At 68.6% G+C, this 24,186-nt stretch carries 19 protein-coding genes and 1 other RNA gene; 10 read left to right on the top strand and 10 right to left on the bottom strand.

Features of this window, described 5'->3' with window-relative positions:
• The first annotated feature begins 147 nt into the window (after positions 1–147).
• From Cte04_RS19400 to Cte04_RS19375, 6 genes are all read left to right on the top strand, one after another.
• Complete coding sequence (locus Cte04_RS19400; protein WP_066482917.1) at positions 148–1,125, top strand: tripartite tricarboxylate transporter substrate binding protein; 978 nt, start codon at positions 148–150, stop codon at positions 1,123–1,125.
• Between the two features lie 125 nt (positions 1,126–1,250).
• A complete protein-coding gene (locus Cte04_RS19395) occupies positions 1,251–2,222 on the top strand; it encodes a tripartite tricarboxylate transporter substrate binding protein (RefSeq protein ID WP_066482951.1) in 972 nt (323 codons plus the stop codon).
• A 2-nt stretch (positions 2,223–2,224) separates the two neighbouring features.
• Entirely contained in the window at positions 2,225–3,775 is a 1,551-nt protein-coding gene (locus Cte04_RS19390) for a class I adenylate-forming enzyme family protein (RefSeq protein ID WP_066482914.1), read from the top strand.
• A gap of 37 nt (positions 3,776–3,812) precedes the next feature.
• Entirely contained in the window at positions 3,813–4,583 is a 771-nt protein-coding gene (locus Cte04_RS19385; RefSeq protein WP_066482911.1) for a class II aldolase/adducin family protein, read from the top strand.
• Positions 4,584–4,744: 161 nt separating this feature from the next.
• A complete protein-coding gene (locus Cte04_RS19380) occupies positions 4,745–5,671 on the top strand; it encodes a 2-hydroxyacid dehydrogenase (RefSeq protein WP_066482908.1) in 927 nt (308 codons plus the stop codon).
• 89 nt (positions 5,672–5,760) lie between these two features.
• Positions 5,761–6,750 carry a tripartite tricarboxylate transporter substrate binding protein gene (locus Cte04_RS19375; protein WP_066482905.1) on the top strand — a complete coding sequence of 330 codons (990 nt, stop codon included), beginning with the start codon at positions 5,761–5,763 and terminating at the stop codon, positions 6,748–6,750.
• Positions 6,751–6,769: 19 nt separating this feature from the next.
• Here the strand turns inward: Cte04_RS19375 and Cte04_RS19370 are convergent, their stop codons facing one another.
• Positions 6,770–7,366, bottom strand: coding sequence for a hypothetical protein (locus Cte04_RS19370; RefSeq protein ID WP_066482897.1), 597 nt, complete (start codon positions 7,364–7,366; stop codon positions 6,770–6,772).
• 156 nt (positions 7,367–7,522) lie between these two features.
• A complete protein-coding gene (locus tag Cte04_RS19365; protein WP_066482889.1) occupies positions 7,523–8,566 on the bottom strand; it encodes a GlxA family transcriptional regulator in 1,044 nt (347 codons plus the stop codon).
• Positions 8,567–8,685: 119 nt separating this feature from the next.
• Here Cte04_RS19365 and Cte04_RS19360 point away from each other — a divergent pair, with 119 nt between their 5' ends.
• Positions 8,686–10,041 carry an amidohydrolase gene (locus Cte04_RS19360; protein ID WP_245633449.1) on the top strand — a complete coding sequence of 452 codons (1,356 nt, stop codon included), beginning with the start codon at positions 8,686–8,688 and terminating at the stop codon, positions 10,039–10,041.
• Positions 10,042–10,161: 120 nt separating this feature from the next.
• Here Cte04_RS19360 and Cte04_RS19355 read toward each other — a convergent pair whose 3' ends face one another.
• The 5 genes from Cte04_RS19355 to Cte04_RS19335 all read right to left on the bottom strand — a co-directional run bounded on the left by Cte04_RS19355 (position 10,162) and on the right by Cte04_RS19335 (position 19,086).
• On the bottom strand, positions 10,162–11,964 hold the full coding sequence (locus tag Cte04_RS19355; RefSeq protein WP_066482883.1) for an NAD(P)/FAD-dependent oxidoreductase: 1,803 nt from the start codon (positions 11,962–11,964) through the stop codon (positions 10,162–10,164).
• Positions 11,965–12,128: 164 nt separating this feature from the next.
• The gene (locus Cte04_RS19350) at positions 12,129–15,560 is read right to left on the bottom strand and encodes an AAA family ATPase (RefSeq protein ID WP_066482877.1); all 3,432 of its coding nucleotides are present in this window, start codon (positions 15,558–15,560) and stop codon (positions 12,129–12,131) included.
• The gene (gene sbcD, locus Cte04_RS19345; protein ID WP_066482871.1) at positions 15,557–16,801 is read right to left on the bottom strand and encodes an exonuclease subunit SbcD; all 1,245 of its coding nucleotides are present in this window, start codon (positions 16,799–16,801) and stop codon (positions 15,557–15,559) included. Before sbcD ends, Cte04_RS19350 begins: the two co-directional genes overlap by 4 nt.
• Positions 16,802–16,875: 74 nt before the next feature.
• The gene (locus Cte04_RS19340; protein WP_066482869.1) at positions 16,876–17,136 is read right to left on the bottom strand and encodes a DUF2164 domain-containing protein; all 261 of its coding nucleotides are present in this window, start codon (positions 17,134–17,136) and stop codon (positions 16,876–16,878) included.
• 102 nt (positions 17,137–17,238) lie between these two features.
• Positions 17,239–19,086, bottom strand: coding sequence for an ABC transporter ATP-binding protein (locus Cte04_RS19335; RefSeq protein WP_066482867.1), 1,848 nt, complete (start codon positions 19,084–19,086; stop codon positions 17,239–17,241).
• Between the two features lie 232 nt (positions 19,087–19,318).
• Here Cte04_RS19335 and Cte04_RS19330 point away from each other — a divergent pair, with 232 nt between their 5' ends.
• Complete coding sequence (locus Cte04_RS19330; RefSeq protein ID WP_157082179.1) at positions 19,319–19,888, top strand: hypothetical protein; 570 nt, start codon at positions 19,319–19,321, stop codon at positions 19,886–19,888.
• A gap of 123 nt (positions 19,889–20,011) precedes the next feature.
• Here Cte04_RS19330 and cysK read toward each other — a convergent pair whose 3' ends face one another.
• Both cysK and Cte04_RS19320 read right to left on the bottom strand, forming a co-directional pair.
• Positions 20,012–20,932, bottom strand: a complete 921-nt coding sequence (cysK, locus tag Cte04_RS19325; RefSeq protein WP_066482859.1) for a cysteine synthase A — start codon at positions 20,930–20,932, stop codon at positions 20,012–20,014.
• Positions 20,933–21,082: 150 nt separating this feature from the next.
• The gene (locus Cte04_RS19320; protein WP_066482856.1) at positions 21,083–22,003 is read right to left on the bottom strand and encodes a DMT family transporter; all 921 of its coding nucleotides are present in this window, start codon (positions 22,001–22,003) and stop codon (positions 21,083–21,085) included.
• A 100-nt stretch (positions 22,004–22,103) separates the two neighbouring features.
• On the opposite strand from Cte04_RS19320, the gene Cte04_RS19315 reads away from it, so the two are divergent.
• Both Cte04_RS19315 and rnpB read left to right on the top strand, forming a co-directional pair.
• Positions 22,104–22,928 carry an AraC family transcriptional regulator gene (locus Cte04_RS19315; RefSeq protein WP_066482854.1) on the top strand — a complete coding sequence of 275 codons (825 nt, stop codon included), beginning with the start codon at positions 22,104–22,106 and terminating at the stop codon, positions 22,926–22,928.
• Positions 22,929–22,949: 21 nt separating this feature from the next.
• Positions 22,950–23,287, top strand: an RNA gene (gene rnpB / locus Cte04_RS19310) — RNase P RNA component class A.
• 49 nt (positions 23,288–23,336) lie between these two features.
• On the opposite strand, the gene Cte04_RS19305 is transcribed toward rnpB, so the two are convergent.
• Positions 23,337–24,185: a helix-turn-helix transcriptional regulator gene (locus tag Cte04_RS19305; protein WP_245633448.1), complete on the bottom strand. Its 849-nt coding sequence runs from the start codon at positions 24,183–24,185 to the stop codon at positions 23,337–23,339.
• Between the last annotated feature and the right edge of the window lies 1 nt (position 24,186).

Here is a 24,186-nt window from a genome sequence, read left to right as displayed (position 1 = left end):
CCCGAAATGGTCCGGACGATCTGACCGGCAAAGGCCGGCTTCCCCGGGGAGCCGGCCTTTTCCTATACAGCCGGCCGAGGCGTGCGCAGAACATGCCCGGCATAGCGGTGGCGCACCCGCCATTGCCTTGATGACAAGGAGACAGACATGACAACGAATACCGTCCGCCGCCATCTGCTGGCCCTGGCCGCCGCGAGCCTGGCCGCCGCCGCGGGCGCCCCGGCCCGGGCCCAGGATTTTCCGAACAAGCCGATCACGCTGATCGTGCCCTTCCCGGCGGGCGGCTCCACCGACCGCCACATGCGCACGCTGGCCGATCTGGCCGGCAAGCAGCTGGGCCAGAGCATCATCGTCGAGAACAAGCCCGGCGCGGGCGGCACCCTGGGCCCGGGCACCATGGCGCGCACGGCCAGGCCCGACGGCTACACCATCACGCAGTTCCCCATGTCCATGCTGCGCATGGCGCACATGCAGAAGACGGCCTGGCACCCGATCAACGACTTCACCTACATCATCGGAGTCTCGGGCTATACCTTCGGCTTCACGGTGCGCTCGGACTCGCCCTACAAGACCTTCAACGACTACATCGCGGCCGCGCGCAAGAGCCCCGGTACGGTGGACTACGGCTCCACCGGCGCGGGTTCGTCGCCGCACCTGCTGATGGAGGAACTGGCCGAGAACGCCAAGGTCAGGCTCAACCACGTGCCGTTCAAGGGCAACGCCGACCTGCAGCAGGCCCTGCTGGGCGGCCATGTCTCGGCGCAAAGCGATGCCTCGGGCTGGGACAAATACGTGGACGGCGGCCAGATGCGGCTGCTGATGACCTTTGGCGAAAAGCGCACCCAGCGCTGGCCCCAGGTGCCCACGGCCAAGGAGCTGGGCTATGGCGTGGTCTCGACCTCGCCCTACGGCCTGGTCGGCCCCAAGGGCATGGACCCGGCCGTCGTGAAGAAGCTGCACGACGCGTTCAAGAAAGCCATGGAAGACCCGCGCCATGCGGAAGTGCTGGCCCAGCTCAACCAGGACGCCTGGTACCGCTCGGGCGCCGACTATGCGCAGTGGGCCCGGGAGGCCTATGCCAAGGACAGGGCGCTGATCGAGCGCCTGGGCCTGGCCGCCAAGTAATCGGTTTTCAATGAAAAAGCGCTGAAACCATTGACTGAACGGAGCGGGCAGCTATCGATATTGAATCGGTGGCGCCGCGCTTCATGCCCGTGATGCGGTACGCCGCATCCACACAGGAGATTCTCATGCAACGCCGTCTGTTCAACACCGCCGCCACGCTGGCGCTGGCCTGCACCGCCACCCTGGGCGCCACCGCCGCCCGGGCCCAGGCCGACTATCCGAACCAGCCCGTCACCATCATCGTGCCGTTTGCGCCCGGCGGCACCACCGACGTGGTCGGCCGCGCGCTGGCCACCAGCCTGACCAAGCAGCTCAAGCAATCCGTGATCGTGGAAAACAAGCCCGGCGCGGGCGGCACGCTGGGTGTGGTGGACATGCAGCGCGCCAAGCCCGACGGCTACCGGCTCACCATGGTGCCGGTCGGCGTGTTCCGCCAGCCCTATGTGCAAAAGACCCAGTACGACCCGATCCGCGACCTGACCTATATCGCCTCGTTCACCGCCTACGACTTCATCCTCGCGGTGGCGGCCGATTCGCCGTTCAAGACAGTGAAGGACGTGGTCGAGTACGCCAAGACCCACAAGGAAGGCGTGGACTACGGCACACCGGGCAAGTTCACGGGCAACCAGGTGGCCATGGCGCTGCTGGGCAAGGCTGCGGGCGTGCCGTTCACGCACGTGCCCTACAAGGGCGACTCCGAAGCGATCACCGCCTTGCTGGGCGGCCATGTAAAGACCATGGTCAGCACCAATGGCATTCTGAACTTCATGGAAACCGGCAAGGTGCGCGCGCTGGCGATCGCGGCGGACAAGCGACCGCCGGCCTTTGCCAACGTGCCCACCTTCAAGGAAGCCGGCTACGACGTGGTCGTGCCTTCGCCGCTGGGCCTGGCCGGACCCAGGGGCCTGCCGCTGCCCATCGTGCAAAAGCTCGATGCCGCCGTGAAGGCGGCGCTGGACGACCCCGAGATGCAACGCGTGATCAAGACCTACGGCATCCGCACCGACTACCGCGATCACCAGGCCTATTCGGAATTCGCGCGCAGGAATTTCGAGGCGGAAAAGACCATCGTGCAATCCCTGAACCTGAATGATTGAGCATGCAGACCTTCTCTATTACGCCTGATACGCCTTTCACTCCCATGAGCGATCTGGTGCGCGAACATGCGCGCCAGCGGCCCGGGCATGCGGCGCTCCGCGACGATGGCCTGGCGCTGAACTACGCGCAGCTCGATGCCCTGATGGACCGCGTGGCCGCCGCGCTGCAGCGTGACGGCGTGCAGCCCGGCCAGGCCGTGGCCATCTGCGCGCTGAACTCGGCGCGCTATGCGGCGCTGTTCCTGGGCGTGCTGCGCGCAGGTGCCGTGGTGGCGCCGCTGGCGCCGTCCTCCACGGCGGAAAGCCTGGCTTCGATGCTGCGCGATGCCGATGCGCATCTGCTGTTCATCGACAAGGCCGCGCAGGAGCTGGTGCCGCAGGGCGCCGGCGCGCCGCGCTGCATCTCGCTGGACGGTATCGCCCAGGGCCAGTCCTTCGAGGACTGGCTGGCGCCCGAGGGCGCCAGGCCCGCACCCGTGCAGGTGCAGCCCGAGGCGCCTTTCAACATCATCTATTCCTCGGGCACCACGGGCACGCCCAAGGGCATCGTGCAGTCGCACGGCATGCGCTGGACGCATGTGATGCGCGGCAACCGCTACGAATACGGCCCGGGCGGCACGACGCTGCTGGCCACGCCGCTGTATTCCAACACCACGCTGGTGGTGTTCTTCCCGACGATCGCCTTCGGCGGCAGCGTGGTGCTGATGGGCAAGTTCGATGCCGCGCGCTACCTGCAACTGGCCCAGCAACACCGCGCCACGCACACCATGCTGGTGCCCGTGCAGTACCAGCGCATCATGGCGCTGCCGCAGTTCGGCGACTTCGATCTCTCGTCCTACCGCTTCAAGTTCTGCACCAGCGCGCCGTTCAGCGCCGCACTCAAGGCCGACGTGCTGGCGCGCTGGCCCGGCAGCCTGACCGAGTTCTACGGCATGACCGAAGGCGGCGGCACCTGCATTCTCGATGCCCATCTGTTCCCGGGGAAGCTGCACACCGTGGGCAAGCCGGCCGAAGGCCACGACATCCGCCTGATCGACGAGGACGGCAGGGAAGTGCCGCCCGGCGAGGCCGGCGAGGTGGTGGGCCACTCGGCCGGCATGATGACCAGCTACCACAACCAGCCCGAGAAGACGCGCGAGGCCGAATGGTTCGATCCCGCGGGCAAGCGCTTCATCCGCACGGGCGACGTGGGGCGCTTCGATGCCGAGGGCTTTCTCACGCTGTTCGACCGCCGCAAGGACATGATCATCAGCGGCGGCTTCAACATCTACCCGAGCGACCTGGAGGCGCAGCTGCGCCTGCATCCGGCCGTGGAGGACGTGGCCGTGGTCGGCGTGCCGTCCGAGCAATGGGGCGAGACGCCCGTGGCCTTCGTGGTGTCGCGCGCGGGTCAGGCGGCCCGGGCCGAAGAGGTGATGGACTGGTACAACCAGCGCGCCGGCAAGACGCAGCGCCTGGCGGACCTGCGCTTTGTCGACGAGCTGCCGCGCAGCGCCATCGGCAAGGTGCTCAAGCGCGAGCTCAGGGATCGCTATGCGGGGCCCGCACGCTGAGGGCCGGGCAATACCGCGTTTCAAGGAGACTTTCGACATGCACAACGACATCGCCGCATCCCCTGTGCGCAGTCAGGTGACGGCCGAGGAATGGCAGGTCCGCACCGAGCTGGCCGCCGCCTACCGGCTGGTGGCCCATTTCGGCTGGGACGACCTGATCTTCACCCACATCTCGGCGCGCGTGCCGGGGCACGACGACCAGTTCCTCATCAATCCCTACGGCATGCTGTTCGAGGAGATCACGGCATCGAGCCTGGTCAAGGTGGACCACGAAGGCGTGCCGCTGATGGAGACCGAGTACGACGTCAATCCCGCGGGCTTCGTCATCCACAGTGCCATCCACGAGGCCCGGCCCGAGGTGCAGTGCGTGCTGCACACGCACACGCCGCACGGCGTGGCCGTCTCGGCCCAGGAGGAGGGGCTGCTGCCGATCTCGCAGCAGTCCATCTTCCCGCTGGCGCGCCTGGCCTACCATGACTACGAAGGCGTGGCCCTGCACGACGAGGAAAAGCCGCGCCTGGTGGCAGACCTGGGCCGCAGCAACCAGCTCATATTGCGCAACCACGGCCTGCTGACCTGCGGGCGCAGCGTGGCCGATGCCTTCATGGCCATGTACACCCTGGAGCGCGCCTGCCAGATCCAGATCCTGGCGCAAGCCGGCGGTGCGCGGCTGAGCATGATTCCCGCTTCCATCATTGCCGATGCGGCCAACCAGTCGCGCCAGGTCACCAAGGGCAAGGGCTCGGGCCTGGCCTGGCCCAGCCTGCTGCGCAAGCTCGATCGCATCGCACCCGATTACAAGAACTGACACCCTCTGAGCCGCTGCGCGCCTTCCCCCTCTCCACTCGCTGCGCTAGGGAAGAGGGACGAAACCCTTGCAGCGGGGGCCGGGCCCTGGCTCGGGGTCCCGCGCCCGGGCTGCTGCCGTTTCGCAGGCCGCAAGCCGTGCTCAGATTCATGGAGAAATCAATGGGAATTCTGGTCAACATCCATCCGAGCATGGGCGCGCCCATCGCGGCCGCGCTGCGTTCCATGGCGCCCGGCGAGACCGTCTGGGAACACCGCGACCAGGCCGTGGCCGGCGAGGTCGAGGCCATGCTGGCCTGGAGCCTCAAGCCCGGCGTGCTGGGCAGCTATCCGAATCTGAAGCTGCTGTTTGCGCCCAGCGCCGGCGTGGACAAGCTGCTGGTGCCCGACCTGCCTGCGGGCCTGCCCGTGGTGCGCACCGTCGATCCCCAGCAGCATGTGGAAATCGCCCAGTACGTGCTGGGCACGGCGCTGCGCCATACGCGCGAGCTCGAACTGTTTGCCGAGCAGCAAAGGGCCGGCCAATGGCTGCGCCGCCCGGTGCGCGCTGCCGCGCAGTGCCGCGTGGGCATCCTGGGCCTGGGCGAAGTCGGGCGTTTCGTGGCACGCGCCATGCAGGCCGTGGGCTACCCGGTGGCCGGCTGGAGCCGCAGTGCCCGGGAACTGCCCGGCATCGCCGTCCACAGCGGGCCGCAGGGGCTGCGGGACATGCTGGCCCGGACCGACATCCTGGTCTGCGCACTGCCGCTGACGCCCGAGACGCGCGACCTGCTGGACCGCCGCACGCTGTCGCTGCTGCCCCGGGGCGCCTACTTCATCAATGTGGGGCGCGGCGAGCAGGTCGTGGAGGACGATCTGCTGACCCTGCTGGACGAAGGCCATCTGGCCGGCGCGGCGCTGGACGTGCTGCGCGAGGAGCCCCCAAGCCCCGACAATCGGGCCTGGCGCCATCCCAAGGTATTCGGCACGCCGCATATCGCGGCCCAGGCATCGGCACAGACCATTGCCGGCCAGTGCCTGGCAAGCCTGAACCGCCTGCGCGCGGGCCAGGAGGCGCTCAACGCCGTGGATCTTTCCAGGGGCTACTGACGCCCGCGGTTGCGCGGGCTTTTTGCGGGATTTTCCGGCCCCGCCGCAGCCACATGCGGCGCGGGCCACGACAACGAAGAGAGACAAGCATGCCAACCACTCTTTCCCGACGCGGCTTCATCGGTGCGGCCGCTGCAACCGCTGCGGCCACACTGGCGCCGCTCGCGCAGGCGCAAGGCGCTTGGCCGAGCAAGCCCATCCGCGTCATCGTGCCCTACACGGCCGGCGGCTTTACCGACCAGATGGCGCGGCTGCTGCAGGCCGGGCTGCAAAAGGCCCTGGGCCAGCCCATCATCGTGGAGAACAAGCCGGGTGCGAACAGCATCATCGGCGTGGACCAGATCGCCAAGTCGGCGCCCGACGGCTACACCTTCGGCGTGGTGATCGCGGCCTATGCGGCCAACACCACGCTCTATCCCAAGCTGCCCTACAACCCGAAGAAGGACCTGGTCGGCGTGTCGCTGATGGGCGTCTCGCCGCTGGTGGCGGCCGTGGCCATGAACGCGCCCTTCAAGACCACGGCGGAGCTAATTGCCTATGCCAAGGCGAATCCCGGCAAGGTGGGCTTCGGCTCCTCGGGCAACGGCTCCAGCGCCCACCTGACCACGGAGCTGATGAAGCTGCTGACCAAGACCGACATGACCCATGTGCCCTACAAGGGCGCGGCGCCCGCGCTCAGCGATCTGATGGGCGGGCAGATCCCGCTGTTCCTCGACCCGCCGCCCAACCTGATCCAGCCGGCCAGGGCCGGGCGCATCCGCCTGATCGGGGTGGCCAGCGACAAGCGCCTGGCCGCCTTGCCCGATGTGCCCACGTTTGCCGAACAGGGCATTCCCGAGCTCATGGGCAGCACCTGGGCCGCGATGATCGCGCCGGCGGGCGTGCCGCGCGAGATCGTGCAGCGCATGTCCGCCGAGGTGGCCCGCATCATCCGCAGCCCCGAAGTCACGCAGCGCCTGGAGCAGACCATGGGCACCTTTGCCGAAGGCTCGACGCCCGAGGAGTGCGACCGCTTCATCGCGGCCGAGACGGCCAAGTGGGGCAAGGTGATCCGCGAGGCCAGGGTGACGGTGGACTGAGGGCGCGGGCCCTGCGCGCCTAGCGCACGGTGTAGTTGATCTGGAACATCAGCCCCGCGTTGCCCAGCACGTTGATCTGGCCGCCCCAGTTGGGCGTGAAGTCGTAGCCCAGCGCCGGGATGGCCGTGATGCCCCAGCCGTGGCGGTTGTTGAACGGGATCTTCTTGTTGTACGGGTACTTGTAGCCATGGATGACGCCGCCCGTGAGCTTGACGAACAGCCCGGGCATGCTGTCGAACGGCCTGAAGCGCCAGCCGTAGTAGGCGTACTGGCTGGGCTGGCCGAACGAGTTCCTGAAGTACGCGAACCCCGCCACATGGCGATCGTCCAGCTGCTTTTCGGCCTGCAGCAGCCAGACATAGGCGTGCTTCTGCTCGTCGGGCTCGAAGTCGTGTTCCTTTTTGGCATCGGAGAAATGCCAGTCAAAGGGCGCGTAGCCGAACATCCAGCCCGACAGCGCCGAAGGCGGCTCGCCGGGAGCCAGGCCTTGCGCCGGACCCTGTGCAGGCGCGGGCTCGGGCGCCGCTGCCAGGGGTGTGGACTGGGCGTGGGCGCCAAGGCTGAAAAGCAGGCTTCCCAGGCCGGTGAGAAAAGCGGTGGTCAATGGCAGTCGCATGCTTGCTTCCTGTCGGCAGATGCCCGGCAGGCCGCACGGAGCCGGCTTCCCGGGCTGTATCTGCCGCAAGCCTAGCAAAGACCGCACCGTTTGTTGCGTAGGCCGCGGGCTTTTTGCAAGCAATCGTTTTGCCATGGCCGGGCATCCGGTGCCTGGCTAGCGCAGCCTCTCGCCAGGGGCGCGCGCGTCCACGCGCCAGCGCCGCCGGGGTGCCCGCAAGGTGTGCCGCTGGCGGTAGTCGGCCGGCGCCATGCCCGTGTGGCGCGCGAAGATGCGCCTGAAGGCCGAGGGATCGGCATAGCCGCAGGCCTGGGCGATGGAGGGAATGCTCTCCAGCGTGATCTCCAGCAGCACGCGCGCCCGCGCGCAGCGCAGGCCGTGCAGGTGGTCCAGCGGGCTGTGGCCCAGCTCCTGACGGAAATGGCGCAGCAGCGTGCGCGGGCTGACCGAGACCGCCGCGGCCAGCGCCCGCAGGTCATAGGGCTGATCCACGCGGGCTTCGAGCCAGGCAATCGCATGGGCCAGGGTGCTGGCGCGGGTGTGCGGCAGCTGCCGGTCCAATGAGGCTGCCTGCGCGGCCCGCTCGCGCGGCGGGTCGGGCTGCAGCACGGAGCCCAGGGCGGCGGCCAGATCGTCGCCGAAGGCCATGCGCGCGAGCGCCAGCGCCATGGGCACCAGGGCCTCGGGATGGGAGGCGCTGAGCCAGGGGCCGTCCTGCACCAGCGGCCGCCCCTGGGCCAGGGCGATATCGGGAAAATCCAGGCTGAAGCCGCCCATGTAGAACCAGGGCAGGGCCACGCTCAGGCCCTTGCAGCCGCCGCTGCCGGCGGCAAACCAGGCGGCGCTGCCCAGCGTGCAGACCTGCAGCCCCTGGTCGAAGGCAGCGGCGGTGCGCCGCACCAGCGGCCCGTGGGCGGCGACGATCTCGCGGATGGCGGGGATGTCGGGACATTGCAGCGAGCTCAGGAACAGCGCGCGCACCGGTCCCGCAACGGCGGCGCCCTCGGCTCCGTGGGGCATGCGTTCGCCCATGTCGCGGCCCAGGCCGTCCACCCAGCGCCAGCCGAAGCGCGGCGCATGGCGCCCATGCCGCAGGCCGGCCATCAGATTGGCGCTGCGCAGCATTTCGACCAGATGCAGCGCATGGCCGACGGCGCTTTCGGGTAGGCAGGGCAGCTCGATGACGAAGTTGGAGGACATGGCGGGCGGATCGTTCAGGCGTGGCGGTATGGGCTCGGCGATTGGCCATTTTGCCTTGCCCGGGCAGGAGGATTGGCTCTTAGCATGGCGCTTCCATGACTAGAAAACGGAGACCCACCATGCAACTTCGCCTGCGCCTTCGCCCGCTGGCCCTTGCCGCTTCGCTGCTGGGCGGCGGCCTCTCATTTGCCACCGGCGCCGCCGCTGCCCCGGGACTCGATGCCCAGGGCCTGGCGGCCCTGGATGCGGCCATTGCGCCGCTGGCGCCCAAAATGGTCGAGTGGCGCCGCGACATCCATGCGCATCCCGAACTTTCGGGCCAGGAAAAGCGCACGGCCCGGCTCGTGGCCGAGCATCTGCGCCGCCTGGGCATGGAGGTGCAGACGGGCGTGGGAGGCATGGGCGTGGTGGGCACGCTGCGCGGCGCGCTGCCGGGGCCCGTGGTGGCCCTGCGCGCCGACATGGACGCGCTGCCCGTGGCCGAGAAGACCGGCCTGCCGTTTGCCTCCAGGGCCAAGGCCCAGTACATGGGCAAGGAGGTGCCGGTCATGCATGCCTGCGGGCATGACGCGCACGTGGCCATGCTCATGGGGGCGGCCGAGGCGCTGGCCGGCATGAAGGCGCAGCTGCCGGGCACCGTGAAATTCATCTTCCAGCCCGAGGAGGAGGGCGCGCCCATCGAGGCCGATGCCAGCGGCCATGTGCCCAGCTTCGGCGCCAAGGCCATGGTGGAGGCCGGCGCGCTCAAGGATGTGAAGGCCATCTACGGCCTGCACATCACGGCCAATCTGCCGCCCGGCGTGGTGGGCTACCGCGTGGGCCCGCTGATGGCCGGCGCGGACAACGTCACCATCCAGGTCGAGGGCCGCGGCGGCCATGGCTCTTCGCCCTGGAACGCGGTGGACCCGGTGGTGGCGGCAACCCAGGTCGTGGCCGGGCTGCAGACCATCGTGAGCCGCCAGCTCGACATCAGCAAGGAGCCCGCGGTGCTGACCATCGGCGCCATCAACGGCGGCACGCGCTACAACATCATCCCGGACAGCGTGGAGATGCTGGGCACGCTGCGCACCTTCGACGAAGGCATGCGCGCGGACGCGCACCAGCGCATCGCCACCACGGCCGAGCACATTGCCGCGGCCAGCGGCGCCAAGGCCAAGGTGCGCTTCGGCCCCGTGAGCTATCCGGTCACCACCAACCCCGCGGAGCTGACCGAGGCCTCGCTGCCCGCGCTCAAGCTGGCCATGGGCGGCAAGGTGATGGTGATTCCCAAGGTCAGCGGCTCCGAGGACTTCTCCGAGTTCCAGAAGCAGGTGCCGGGCTTCTTCTACTTCCTGGGCGCCACGCCCGAGGGCAAGGACTACCAGACGGCACCCTCCAACCACTCGGCGCTGTTCGACATCGACGAAAAGCAGCTGCCCGTGGGCGCGCGCTCGCTGGCGGCGCTGGCGGTGGACTACCTCAAGCGCGCGCAGTGAAGGCTGCGCGGGCAGCAGCCATTCCGATAGCTGCCAGCGCACGCAAAACAAGGGCTTGGGCATCATTCAATGCCGAAGCCCTTGTGTAGTCTGCGATGGAAGCTATCGATGGGAGAGCAATCAGGCTGCGCCGCCCGAGCCGCGCACGCCCGAGGAAGGAATCTCCACGCCCAGGATGTCGCAGGCCACGGCCTCGCCGACCTTGATGCCGTCCACGCCCGCCGACAGAATGCCGCCCGCGTAGCTCGCGCCTTCGCCGGCCGGGTACAGGCCGCGCGTGTTCAGGCTCTGGAAGTCGGCGCCGCGGGCTATCTTCACGGGCGATGAGGTGCGCGTCTCCACGCCCGTGAGCACGGCGTCGTGCATGTCGTAGCCGCGGATCTTCCTGCCGAAGGCCGGCAGCGCCTCGCGCATGGCCTCGATGGCATAGGGCGGCAGCGCATGATGCAGGTTGACCAGCGTGATGCCGGGCTTGTACGAGGGCAGCACCTCGCCGAGCGCCGGGGATTCCCTGCCAGCGATGAAGTCGCCCACGAGCTGGCCCGGCGCGTTGTAGTTGCGCCCGCCCAGCAGATAGGCCTTGGTCTCGAGCTGGCGCTGCAGCACGATGCCCGACAGCGGATGCAGCGCACCCTCGGGCAGGTTCTCGACCCCGTAGGTCTTGCCGTCGAAGGCCCAGGCAAAGCTCTTGGCGTCGCGCGGATAGTCGACGGGGTCGATGGCGCAGACCATGCCCGCGTTGGCATTGCGCTCGGCGCGCGAATACTGGCTCATGCCGTTGGTCACCACGCGCTCGGGCTCGCTGGTCGCGGCCACCACGGTGCCGCCCGGGCACATGCAGAAGCTGTAGACGGCACGGCCGTTCTTGGCGTGGTGCACGAGCTTGTAGTCGGCCGCACCCAGCAGCGGATGGCCCGCATGCCGGCCCCAGCGCGCGCGGTCGATCACGCTTTGCGGATGCTCGATGCGAAAGCCCACCGAGAAGGGCTTGGCCTCCATGTACACGCCGCGCTCGTAGAACATGGCAAAGGTGTCGCGCGAGCTGTGGCCCAGCGCCATCACGGCATGGCGCGCGGGGAGGCGGTAGCTCTCGCCCGTGGCCTGGTTCAGCACCTGCAGCGCGACCAGCTGGCGCTGCCCGCCATCGCCATGGGGGCAGGCTTCGACCTGCACGTCGGTCACGCGCTGCTCGAAGCGGATCTCGCCGCCCAGGCGGATGATTTCTTCGCGTATGCCTTCGACCACCTTCACCAGCTTGAAGGTGCCGATGTGCGGGTGGGCCGCGTAGAGTATCTCGGGGGGCGCGCCATGCTCCACGAACTCGGTCATCACCTTGCGGCCCAGATGGCGCGGGTCCTTGATCTGGCTGTAGAGCTTGCCGTCCGAGAAGGTGCCTGCGCCGCCTTCGCCGAACTGCACGTTCGATTCGGGCGTCAGCGCGCGCTTGCGCCACAGGCCCCAGGTGTCCTTGGTGCGCTCGCGCACCTTCTTGCCGCGCTCCAGCACGATGGGGCGAAAGCCCATCTGCGCCAGCACCAGCGCCGCAAAGATGCCGCAGGGGCCGAAGCCCACCACCACGGGGCGCTCGTCCTCGGCCAGTGCGGCGGGCGCCCGGCCGACAGGCTTCCAGGCCATGTCGGGCGTGCGGATCACATGCGGGTTGTGCTCGAACTGGGCCAGCAGGTCGTTTTCGCGTTCGGGCTGCTGCAGCGTGACGTCGACGATGTAGACGGCCAGCAGCTCGGCCTTGCGCGCATCGAAGCTGCGCTTGTGCACGTGCAGGCCGGCGATCTCTTCGGGCGCGATGCCCAGCAGCTGGGCGGCCATGGCCGTGAGGCGCGCGGCGGGATGGTATTCGGTGTGGTTCTCGGGGTGGTATTCAACCGCCGAGAGCGGGAGTTTGAGTTCTGCAATGCGGATCATGGCTCGGGGTTATCAAGCAAGGGGTGCGATGGTAAGGCAAAGCCCGGCCGGACAGGGGCGGCCCTGGCCGTGGCCTTGGTTGCGACTCGGAAAAAAGCCGGCTGCCGACTCCGCGTTGGATAGCTGCCGGCACTTGCTGCATCGGTGCAGCAGACGTTTTCGCTTCAGATCATCAGCCGCGAATGCCCGATGCCGCCGCCTTTTTCCACGCGGATCTGCGCCGGGATGCGTTCCTTGAGCGCCTCGACGTGGCTGATGATGCCGATCATCTTGCCGCTGGCGTTGAGCGCATCGAGGGCCGAGAGCGCCACCTCCAGCGTGTCGCCGTCCAGCGTGCCGAAGCCTTCGTCGAGGAACAGCGAGTCGATGGAAGTCTTGTTGCTCACCAGGTCGGACAGCGCCAGCGCCAGCGCCAGGCTGACCAGAAAGGCCTCGCCGCCCGACAGCGTGCGCGTGTCGCGCGCCACGTCGCCCTGCCAGCTGTCCACGATGTCCAGCTCCAGCTCCCCCGCGGGCTTGCGGCGCAGCAGATAGCGGCCGTGCAGCCGGCCCAGGTGCCGGTTGGCCAGGTGCAGCAGATGGTCCAGCGTCAGGCCCTGGGCGAAGCGGCGGTACTTGTCGCCCCTGGCCGAGCCGATCAGCGCGTCCAGCCGCTGCCACAGGTCGCAGTCGCGGGCCTGTGCCTCGATCTGCAGCAGCAGCGCCTGTTGACCCTGGCGGCGCTGCTCGTCGTCGAGCAGCCGCGCGCGGCAGGCGCCGATGTGTTCGCTGAGATGGGCGCGCTCGGCCTCCAGCGTTCGCACCCGCTCGGCGATGGCGTCGGGCGATTCATCGGTCAGCGCCTGGGCCTGCAGCTGCTCCAGGCGCGCCAGGGCCTGGGCATGCAGCGCGGTGCTGCGCTGCAGTGCGTTGTCCAGCTGCTCGCCCAGCGCCGCCAGCCGCTGCTCTTCGGCGGGGGGCAGCAGGGCCAGGGCATAGGCCTCGGTGTCGGCAAAAGGGCTTTGCCGCAGCGCGCCGTCCCAGTCGGCCTGGGCGGCCGCGGCCTGCTGCCGCTGTTCGGCCAGCAGGGCCTGGGTCTGGTCCATGCGGCCTTGCAGCTCGGCCAGGGCTTGCGCCTGGCGCTCCATGGCCTGGGCGCAAGCGGGCAGATCGTCCGGCAATGCAGTGGCACCCTCTGCTGCAGGCCGGTCCGCAAAGGTCTGCCAGCGCTGCTGCCAATGCGCAGCCTCCTGCTGCGCGCTTTCGCACTGGCGCTGTTGCAGCGCGATCTGCGGCGCCAGGGCCTGCAGGCGGTCCTGGCGGTCCTGCCATTGCTGCCAGTCGTGCTGGCGGGCGGCCAGCCAGGCTTCGCTGTCCGGGGCCAGCGGCAGCGCGTGGCCCGCCTGCTCCACGGCGGCCTGCAAGGCCCGGGATTGGGTCAGGGCCTGCTGCTGCTGGGCCTGCCAGTCCTGCTCCAGCCGCTGGCGCCTGGCCGTCGCCTCCTGCAAGGCCTGCTGCACGCGCTCCTGCTGGTGCTGCGCAGCCTGCTCGGCCTGCCGGGCCTGCTGTGCGGCCTCCCGCGCGGCCTGTGCGGCTTGCTCGCCGGCTTCCGCATCGGCCAGCGCCCGGGCCAGCTCGGACAGTGTTTTCTCGCCGGCCTGGCGGGCTTGCTCCAGCAGCCCGGCATCCTGCCAGCCGGGGTCCTGCACGGTGGGCGAGGCCTGGCCGAGCAGCGCCTGCCATTGCCGGTGCCATCGGGCGATGGCTTCTTCGATTTCGCCGTGCCGAGCCTGGTGCTGTGCCAGCTGCGTCTGGCTGGCCGCGTGGGCCTGGGCCAGCTGCTCGCCCCGGGCGCGCAGTTCCTCGAGCGCCTGCTCTGCCGCCTGCAGCGCAGCCTGGGTTTCGGATATGTCGAGTGCCGCATAGGCGGCGATGGCCGGATGCTCGCGCGCGCCGCACAGGGGGCAGGCTTCGCCTGCGCGCAGGGCCTGGCGATGGGCTTCCAGGCTCTGGATGCGCTGCTCCTGCTCCAGCAGCTTGCGCTTGTCGTCCACGCGCTCCTTCTGTGCCCGGTACTGCGTGCGCAGCTGCGCCAGCGCCCGGGCCTGCTGTTCTGCCTGGGCTGCGCTGGCTTGCCGGGCCTGCTCCGTCTGCGTCTGCTGGGCGGCCAGCTGGCGGCGCACAGCGGCGCTTTCCTCAATCTGGCGCCATAGATAGGCTTGCTGCTGTGCGGCCTGCCAGTGCGTGCGCAACCGGGCAAGGCTGCCACCATGGGTGGACAGGCGCTGCTCCTGCCCGCGTTCGGCCTGCCGCGCGGCCGCTTGTGCCTGCTGGTGCGCCTGCACGGCCGCTGCCAGATGCCGGGCCTGGGCGTCGGACTCCTTGCCCAGGCTGGCGATGTCGTGCTCCAGCGCTTGCCGCTCGGCCTGCAGGGTGCTCAGCTGCTGCTGGTAGAGGCTGCGCTGCGCCAGCTGCTGGCGCCAGCCGCTGAGCTGCTCGCCGAGGCGGGCATGCCCGGCATGGACCTGGCACCAGTCCTGCAGCACGCCTTGCTCGGCCTGCAGGGTTTGCAGCTGCTGCCGCGCGGCGGCCAGCGCCCGGTCGGCCAGGCGATGGGCCTGCCGGTGCAGCTGCGCCTGCATGGCGTGGGCCTGTTCCTGCCGCTCCTGCAGCTGCTGCAGCTGGTTGCGGCTTTGCGCGCAGGCCGCCTGCGTGCGCTGCCAGGCGCCGTGCAGCGGCTGCAGCGCCGCAGCGGGGGCATGCGCCTGCAGGCGCTGCAGCCCGGGGGCCGCATCTTGCAGGGCCTGTTGCGCCTGCAGCCGGTCGGCCTCTGCCTGCGCCGCGGCTTGTGCGGCCTGGGCTGTGTGCTCCTGCCAGCGCTGCAGGGTCTGGGCGGCGCCATGGTCGGCCTGGACCCGGGCCAGCGTTGCCTGCAGCTCCTGGGCCTGCTGCTCCAGCCGGCCACGCTCTTCGGGCTCCAGCAGTTGCATGCCGGCGGCCTGGGCCTTGCGCTGCTCCAGGGCCGTGCGCGCATCGCGGGCGCGCTCGAACACGGCCTGCGAGATCCGGCCGTAGATCTCGGTGCCCGTCAGCTCTTCCAGCAGCTCGGCGCGGTCGTTGGCGCCGGCTTCGAGAAAGGCCGCAAAGCCGCCCTGGGCCAGCAGCATGGATTTGGTGAAGCGCTTGAAGTCCAGCCCGGTGATGGAGGCCACCAGGTCGGGCTTTTCGCTGACGCGCGTGGTGAGGATGCTTCCGTCGGCGACCCGGGCCAGCTCCGCCGTGGGTTCCTGCAGCTTGCCGTCCAGCCTGTCGCGCGCGCGGCGCTGGCTCCAGAAGGCGCGATAGGCCACGCCCTTGACCTCGAACTCCACCTCCGCCAGGCAGTCGGCCGTGTGGCGGGTGATGAGGTCGTTGCTGCTCTTGGTGATCTTGTCGAGCCGCGGCGTCTGGTGGTACAGCGCCAGGCAGATGGCGTCGAGCAGCGTGGACTTGCCGGCGCCCGTGGGGCCGGTGATGGCGAACAGGCCGTTGTCGGCAAACGGCGCGGCCGTGAAGTCGATGCTCCACTCGCCCTTGAGCGAGTTGAGGTTCTTCAGGCGCAGCTTGAGGATTCTCATGCCTGCTCTCCCGCATTGCCGTTCAGTTGCGCCAGCACCTCGCGGTGGCGCTGCGCCAGTGCCTGCTGCAGCCCGGCCTCCAGCGTTTCCTGGGCCAGGCGCCGCGCAAACACCTCCTCGGGGCTGAGCTCGTCAAGCGACTCCCGGGCCTCGGCCGCGAGCCGGGGCGCCGCGCTGCCGCGCTGGCGGCGTATGCGCAGCACCTGCAGCGGCAGGCCTTCGGCCAGGGCCTGCACGCGCGCGGCCAGGTCGGCCAGGTAGTCGTCGTCCTGCACGGTGACTTCGATCCATGTCGGCCGTCGGGCGTCGGCGCTGCAGGCCAGGGCCTTCAGTGCGGCCGGCAGTTCGTCCAGCGTGCCCTGCACGGACGCCATGGGCTGGAAGACGGGCACGGACAGGGCGGTGATGCCCCGCAGGCCGGAGTCATCCAGATCCACCAGCAGCACCTGCTTGGCCTGGCGCGCTTCGTCGAAGCCCAGCGCGATCGGCGAGCCGCTGTAGCGTATGTGCTCCAGCCCGCCCACGGTCTGGGGCTGGTGGATATGGCCCAGCGCGATGTAGTCGGCCGGCGGAAAGGCCGAGGTGGGGAAGGCCTGCAGCGAGCCCACATAGATCTCGCGCACCGATTCGTTGCTGCGGGCGCCCACGGTGGTGAGGTGGCCGGTGGCGACGATGGGCAGCCTGCGGCCCAGCGCGGCCTGCAGTTCGGCCTGGCGCTGCAGCGCGGCCGCATGGATCTGCTGGTAGGTGGCCTGTATGGCGTTCTGCAGCGCCAGCTGCTTGTCCTGCGCGCTCTGGCTGGCCTGGCTCTGCACCACGTCGCGGGCCCGGATGAAGGGCAGCGCGCAGACGATGCAGCCGGGCTCGTTCCTGCCTCCGCGCAGCGGCAGGGTCAGCACATGGCGGGCCGTTTCGCCCACGGCCGCGATGACGCTGGTGTTCAGGTAGGCCAGCAGGTCGCGGCTTTCGTCGAGCACGCTGACCGAATCATGGTTGCCGCCCAGCAGCAGCAGGGCGCAGCCCGCACTGTGCAGCCGCGCGACGAGCTGGCTGTACAGCTCGCGCGCATAGCTGGGCGGCGCGCCGGTGTCGAAGATGTCGCCCGCGACCACCACGGCATCGACGGCGTGCGCATCGACCTGCTCCAGCAGCCAGGCGATCAGCGCGCGGTGCTCGGCCTGGCGGCTCTGGCCCATGAAATGCTGGCCCAGGTGCCAGTCGGAGGTGTGGAGAAGGCGCATGCGTACGAAAGGGGAAAAGAGGGCCTGAACGGGGCTACATGGTAGTTCGCTCTGCCGGCCGGAAGGAGGAAGGGTCAGCGCCGCGGCTGCCTGTGCCAGAACGTGAATTCGTCCTCGTGCACTTCGTAGTCCAGCTCCTGCAGCCGCGCCTGCATGCGCTCCTGGGCGTCGGCCACGCCCTGGTTGTAGATGCTGGGGGCGATTTCCTGCAGGAAAAAGCCCAGCAGGGCCGCGGCCGTGACATTGCCTATGGGCTCGTCCATGTGTTCGCGGAAATAGCGTTCGATGGAGGCCACGGCCTGCTGGCGGGCTTCCCTGTTCAGTTCTATGGGCATGTGGCGGAGTCTGGCATGAAAGCCGGCGAAGGCGCCACGCGCCACAGGGGAACATGAAAAAGCCCCGCGGGCCGGCATGGGGCTCAAGGGCAGGGGCCGGCTTCAGAGCGGCCGCTGCAGCGCCTCGTCGGCCAGGAAGCCGCCGCTCTGGTGCGCCCAGAGTTTGGCGTAGATGCCGCCCAGCTGCAGCAGCTGCTGGTGCGTGCCCTGTTCGACGATATGGCCCTGGTCCATGACGATGAGCCGGTCCATGGCCGCGATGGTCGAGAGCCGGTGCGCGATCGCGATCACGGTCTTGCCGTGCATCAGGCTGTCCAGGCTCTGCTGGATGGCGGCTTCGACCTCGCTGTCGAGCGCGCTGGTGGCTTCGTCGAGCAGCAGGATGGGCGCGTCCTTGAGCATGACGCGCGCGATGGCCACGCGCTGGCGCTGGCCGCCCGAGAGCTTGACGCCGCGCTCGCCGACCTGGGCGTCGTAGCCGCTGCGGCCCTTGAGGTCGGTCAGCGTCTCGATGAAGTCGGAGGCCTCGGCCTTGAGCGCCGCGGCGCGCATTTCCTCCTCGCTCGCATCGGGACGGCCGTAGAGGATGTTGTCGCGCATGGAGCGGTGCAGCAGCGAGGTGTCCTGCGTGACCATGCCGATGGCGCCGCGCAGGCTGTCCTGGGTCACGGTGCGGATGTCCTGGCCGTCGATCAGGATGCGCCCGCCCTGTGCCTCATGGAAGCGCAGCAGCAGGTTGACCAGCGTGGACTTGCCCGCGCCCGAGCGGCCGATCAGGCCGATGCGCTCGCCGGGGCGGATGGTGAGATCCAGGTGGTCGATCACCTTCTTGCCGCCGTCCTTGTAGGCAAAGCTCACGTCCTCGAAGACGATGCCGCCCCGGGTGATCTGCAGCGGCCTGGCATCGGGGGCGTCGACGATGGTGCGCGGGCGGGTCAGCGTGGTGATGCCGTCCTGGATGGTGCCCACGTTCTCGAACAGGCCCGTCATCTGCCACATCACCCAGTGCGAATAGCCCATCAGGCGCAGCGCCATGGCGATCACGGCGGCCACCACGCCGGCCGTGGCCTGGCCCTGCGTCCACAGGTACAGCGCCGTGCCGCCCGAACCCAGCAGCAGCAGGGCGATCATCAGGTGGTTGGTGATCTCGAACAGGCTCACCAGCCGCATCTGCGCATAGCCCGTGGCCTTGAAGGCCTCCATGGCGTTGCGCGCGTATTCGGCTTCGCGGCGCGTGTGGGCGAAAAGCTTGACGGTGGCGATGTTGGTGTAGGCGTCGGTCACGCGGCCCGTCATCATCGAGCGTGCGTCGGCCTGTTCCTTGCCGATGCGGCCCAGGCGCGGCACGAAGTAGAAGCAGGCAGCGGTGTAGGCCAGGAACCAGAGCGCGAACGGAATCATCAGCCGCCATTCGAAGCTGGCGGCCAGGACCAGGATGCCCACCATGTACACGCCCACGCCGACCAGCACGTCCACCACCATGAAGATCACTTCGCGCACGGACAGCGCGGTCTGCATGATCTTGGTCGTGATGCGGCCCGCGAATTCGTCCGCGTAGAAGGACATGCTCTGGCCCAGCATCAGCCGGTGGAACACCCAGCGCAGCCGCATCGGAAAGTTGATGGCCAGCACCTGGTGCATGACCTGCGTATGCAGCGCCAGCAGCAGCACGCTGCTCAGCAGGACGGCGGCAATGCCGGCGATGGTGCCGCGCTGCTCAGTCCAGAAGCCGGCCGGCGAGAGGGTGCCCAGCCAGTCCACCACGTGGCCCATGATGGCGAACAGCAGCGCCTCGTAAATCGAGAGCAGGGCGGAGGTGCAGGTCATCAGCAGTATCCAGCCGCGCATGCCCTGGGTGCAGGCCCACAGAAAGGCGAAAAAGCCGGTGGGCGGCACCTTGGGTTCGGTGGGCGGATACGGCGGTACCTGTCTTTCAAAAAAGCCGAACAAGATGGCAATACTCCCTATGCATGGGTCCCGATGGTAGGGGAGCGGGCAGGCGCGGTGGCGATCACCCGCGATGACCGTTGGGAAACTGGGGCATTGGGCGTGCCCTGGGGCGGCAGGGCGGGCAGGCCACAGCCGCCTCCGGCACGCGCTGTGAACACGCGCTTACAGCCATGGGCAAACCGCATGGCCATACTGGGCCTATGCTGATGCCACTCAAAGAAAGCGAGCGAGTGTGAGGAATTTGCGGCAGCAGGCCCTGGCGCATGCGGGAACGCTTCTGAAGCCCGTCCTGGTGCTGGGCATGTGCAGCCTGGCCGGCCCCGCGCTGCAGGCGCAGGAGCCGGAGCGGATCTGGGCCGGGGTGGAGCCGCTCAAGGTGCTGCAGTCCATCGAGCCGGGGCTGTGGTCCCTGCGTACGCGCTACGAGCCCGAGCCGTCGAGGCCGCAACCTCGCTCCGCTGCGCAGCCACCGGTGCAGACCGATTCAGGCTGCCTGTCGCCGCAGAGCATTGCCGAGGATCTGCAGGATCTGCTGAGCCAGGAAAGCGACGGCCTGTCCTGCACCGGCAAGCTTCTGGCCAACGACGAGGACCTGGGCCTGCTGCAGATCAGCTGCCCCGTGCGCAGCAAGAAGGACCTGCAGCGCAGCGGCCGCATCTTCCAGGCCCCGCCCGCCTTGGTCGAGATCCGCCGCCTCACGGCCGCCAGCTTCCGGGTGACCAGCAAGGCCAGGGACGGTGCGCTTGGTGCCGGCATGGTCCAGGTGCAGGACTATGAACGGGAAGGCGATTGCCCGCAGTAGCCTTCGGCCTGCCGCAAGGCTTTTATTTTGATAGCTTGTTGCGCTTGATGGGAAAGCGTTTGAGCCGTTTTTCATGAAAAAAGCGCTGCCTTGGGCAGCGCTTTGGGGACCGATGGCGGAGGCTCAGGCCGTGGGCAGGAAGCCTTCGACCGACAGGTAGCGTTCGCCCGTGTCGTAGGCAAAGCCCAGCACGCGGGCGCCGGCCGGCAGCTCGGGCAGCTTCTGGGCAATCGCGGCCAGTGTCGCTCCCGAGGAAATGCCGACCAGCAGGCCTTCCTCGCGGGCAGCGCGGCGCGCGTATTCGCGCGCGGGCTCCGCCTCGACCTGGATCACGCCGTCCAGCAGGCTGGTGTCCAGGTTCTTCGGGATGAAGCCGGCGCCAATGCCCTGGATCGGGTGGGGGGCGGGCTGGCCGCCCGAAATCACGGGCGAGGCGGAAGGCTCGACGGCAAAGACCTTGAGCTGGGGAAACTTGGCCTTGAGCACCCGGGCCACGCCGGTCAGGTGGCCACCCGTGCCCACGCCGGTGATGAAGACATCAAGCCCGTCGGGAAAGTCCCGGAGCACTTCCTGGGCCGTGGTGGCTTCATGCACCGCCACGTTGGCCGGGTTCTCGAACTGCTGCGGAATCCACGCCCCGGGCGTCTGCGCGGCCAGCTCCTGGGCGCGGGCGATGGCGCCCTTCATGCCCTTTTCCTTGGGCGTGAGGTCGAAGCTCGCGCCGTAGGCCAGCATCAGGCGGCGGCGTTCGACGGACATGCTGTCGGGCATGACCAGGATCAGCTTGTAGCCCTTGACCGCGGCCACCAGGGCCAGGCCCACGCCGGTGTTGCCGCTGGTCGGCTCGATGATGGTGCCGCCGGGCTTCAGCGCTCCGGACCGTTCGGCGTCCTCCACCATGGACAGGGCAATGCGGTCCTTGATGGAACCGCCGGGATTGCTGCGCTCGGACTTGATCCACACATTGGCGTTCGCGCCGAACAGCCGGTTGATGTGGATGGCTGGCGTGTTGCCGATGGTTTGCAGAACGTTGTCGAATTTCATGAAGCCTCCAGCAGGATGGGGGGAAGTCGGAAAGAAATCGCAGACGCCCATTGTGGCGTAGTTGTTCATCCTGGCAGGAATATGGATATGCCCTGCAAGGCCATGGAAACGGGGGCCTTCCACGCCCTGGACGGGCCGTTGCGCTGCCGCCTAGCCGGCACTGGCCGGGCAGCCGGGGCGTGCCTGCGCCGCAGGCTTGCGCAGCGGCGTCTTCCACAGCTCGGCCAGCAGCAGGCCGCCCACCGTCATCACGCCGCCTATGGCGTGGTAGATGGCCAGCGGCTCGTGCAGCGCCGCCCAGGCGATGACGGCCGTGAAGATCGGCGTCAGGTTGAAGAACATGCTGGAGCGGCCCGGGCCCAGCGTCTGCACGGCCTTCATCCACAGCAGCGGCGCGGCGATCGAAGCCATGACGCCGGCATAACCCACCAGCGGCAGGTTCGTGGCGTTCAGCCCCGTCTTGGGCGAGAGCAGATACAGCGGAAACTGCACGACCACGGCCACCAGCACCTGCAGGTAGAGCAGCTGCAACGTGGCCAGGCGCGGCATGGGCCAGCGCTTGAGCAGGATGTTGTAGAGCGCGTAGGACAGCATGGCGATGAACATCATCGCGTCGCCCAGGTTCAGCCCCTCGGACAGCAGCCGCGCGGGCCGGCCCGACGAGACCACCAGCGCCACGCCGGCAATGGCCGCCAGAGAGCCCCAGACCGCGCCGCGCGTCAGCCGCTGGCCCAGCGCGAAGGCGGCCAGCACCAGGACCAGCATGGGCGTGAGCGAGCCGATGATGCCCATGTGCGTGGCCGTGGTGTAGTGGGCTGCGTAGTAGGCCAGGCTCTGGTAGATCACCATGCCCAGAACGCCCAGCGCCATGATCCTGGGCAGCAGGGGCTTGATGTCGGCGCGCTGGCGCCAGATGGAGGGCAGCAGAAAGGGCGTGAACAGCACGGCGGCCACCGCCCAGCGGAAAAAGCCGATCTCGGCTGCACTGATGCTGTCCGCAGCCAGCTTGCTGACCACGGTGTTGATGGACCAGATCAGCACGGCGCCCAGCGGTAGAAGATAAGAACCCATGATGTGGTGAAGACTCCTTGACGGGTCCTATCATGCGCCTGACGCATTTAAAGTGCATTCCTGATTTCGGACATTCCATAACGCAAGCCGGACGAACGCCATGCCTGCTTCTGCATCAAGACCCGCACAGGCCGTCAAGCGGCATGCCGTCCAGATTCTGGACACGGACAAGGTGCAGGGCAGCTATTACTTCCGCTACGACGAGTTTGGCGAGCACAGCGAGGCGCCGCCGCACAGCCACCGCTGGGGCCACCTGAACTACGCGGCCCACGGCAGTCTGAGCATGGACGTGCCCACGGGCCATATCCTGTGCCCGCCCCAGCACGGGGTCTGGATTCCGCCGGGCGTGGTGCACAGCTGCTATCTGCAGCATGCGGTGCAGTACCGATCGGTCTACTTGGCGCCGCAGCTGTGCCGGGAGTTGCCCCAGACACCGGGCTGCATGCGCATAGGGCCCATCGTCAAGGCCATCCTGGCGGACTTCGGCGCACGCAATGTGCAGGTGCCGGTCAGCGAAGAGGATCTGCGGCTGGCCCGGGTGGTGCACGACCAGCTGTGCGCCACGCCGCTGGAGCTGAGCTTCCTGCCCGTGGCCCGGCATCCGGCTCTGGTGCAGGTGCTGGAGGCCATGCAGTCGCGCCCCGACGACCACCGCAGCCTGGCCGAATGGGCGGCCACCGTGCACATGACCGAGCGCACGCTGGCGCGCCACTGCCAGCGCGAGCTGGGCATGAGCCTGGGCGAATGGCGCCAGCGCATGCGCTACCTGCGCGCCATCGACGCGCTGGAGGCCGGCCATACGGTGCAGCACATCGCCTACGAGCTGGGCTACAGCACGCCCTCGGCTTTCATCGCCATGTTCCAGCGCGAATCCGGCCTGCCGCCCGAGCAATTCCGGCGCGAGTTCTGTGCAGGTTCTTTGTGAACGCGGGATAATGCGCGCCGTGAAGTGCGCCAGACCGCCGCTGGTACAAGTGCCGAAAGGCCGTACTGGAGGAACGTCCGGACTGCACAGGGCAGCGTAGCAGCTAACGGCTGTCCACCGTGAGGTGAGGATCAGAGCAACAGAGACGAGTCCCGGGGGAGTGTCGCGAGACAAACCACCGGGGGTGAAACGGGCAATCTCTACGCGCAGCAATACCAAGTAGGCACACGTTGACGGGGCCCCCGGAGTGTGCGGGTAGGTAGCACCGAGCCATCAGGCGACTGATGGCCCAGATTAATGGCGGTCACGCAGCGGGCAACCGCTGTGCACAGAATCCGGCTTATCGGCGCACTTCACATCTTCTTCCTGCGCCGGGCTCGGCCCGGCGCTGCCAACCGCTTTTCCTCTTTATTCCACCATCAGCGCGAACAGCTGATGGCGATGGTGTATGTCCAGCCGCGCGAAGGCGCGGTTGCGGTAGGTCTTGGCCGTGGCGGCGCTCAGCTGCAGGTCGGCCGCGATGCCGTCCAGCGTCATGCCGTGCAGCAGGCGCAGGCAGACATCGAGTTCCCGCGCCGTCAGGCCCGGAGCCCGCTCGCGCAGGCGCTGCGGCCAGCGGCTCTCGCCGGCGTCGGCGGTGAGGGCGATGTGCTTGCGCGTCAGGGCCATGAGCGCCGCGGACAGGTCGGCGAAGTCGCTCAGGTGGCGGTCGGAAAAAGGCTTCTGGTGCGCATGGCGGTAGAAATTGACGGCGAACACCGAGCCGTCGCCGCCGCGCTCGGCGATGGAGATGCGCTCGGCCACGCCATGCGCCTCGTACACGCACTGGCGGTGCAGGGGCGTGACCTCGCTGGCCTGTACATGCACCAGGCTGCACGAGCCCTGTTCCTCCCCGCTGCCTCCCTTGCCGTTCACGGCTGCCGTGCCCGTGCCTGGCGCGGCTGGCGCGTGGCAGGGCCACTGCCGGCCCCAGCTCCGGTCCTCGTGCTGCGGACCCGAAAGATAGGCGCTCCAGCACTGGCGCGTGGTATCCGGAACGCCCTGCGAGGCCGACATGAACAGCCGCGGCTGCAGGCTGCCGATGCGGTACACGGACAGCGAGGCCAGGGGCGCGATGGTGCTCAGCCGGGCCAGGGTCGAATGGGCGAAGTCCGCCTGGCCCAGCGATTCCACCAGGCCGGCCAGCAGCGCGCTGGCATGCGCCATGCCGCGGGCCGGCATGGCATCGGTGGGCGGGGTCGGTTTCCAGGGGGTCATC

Source organism: Comamonas terrae, assembly GCF_001544075.1.
In the GTDB taxonomy this organism is placed as follows: domain Bacteria; phylum Pseudomonadota; class Gammaproteobacteria; order Burkholderiales; family Burkholderiaceae_C; genus Comamonas; species Comamonas terrae.
This window is presented reverse-complemented; position numbering and strand designations above follow the sequence as displayed.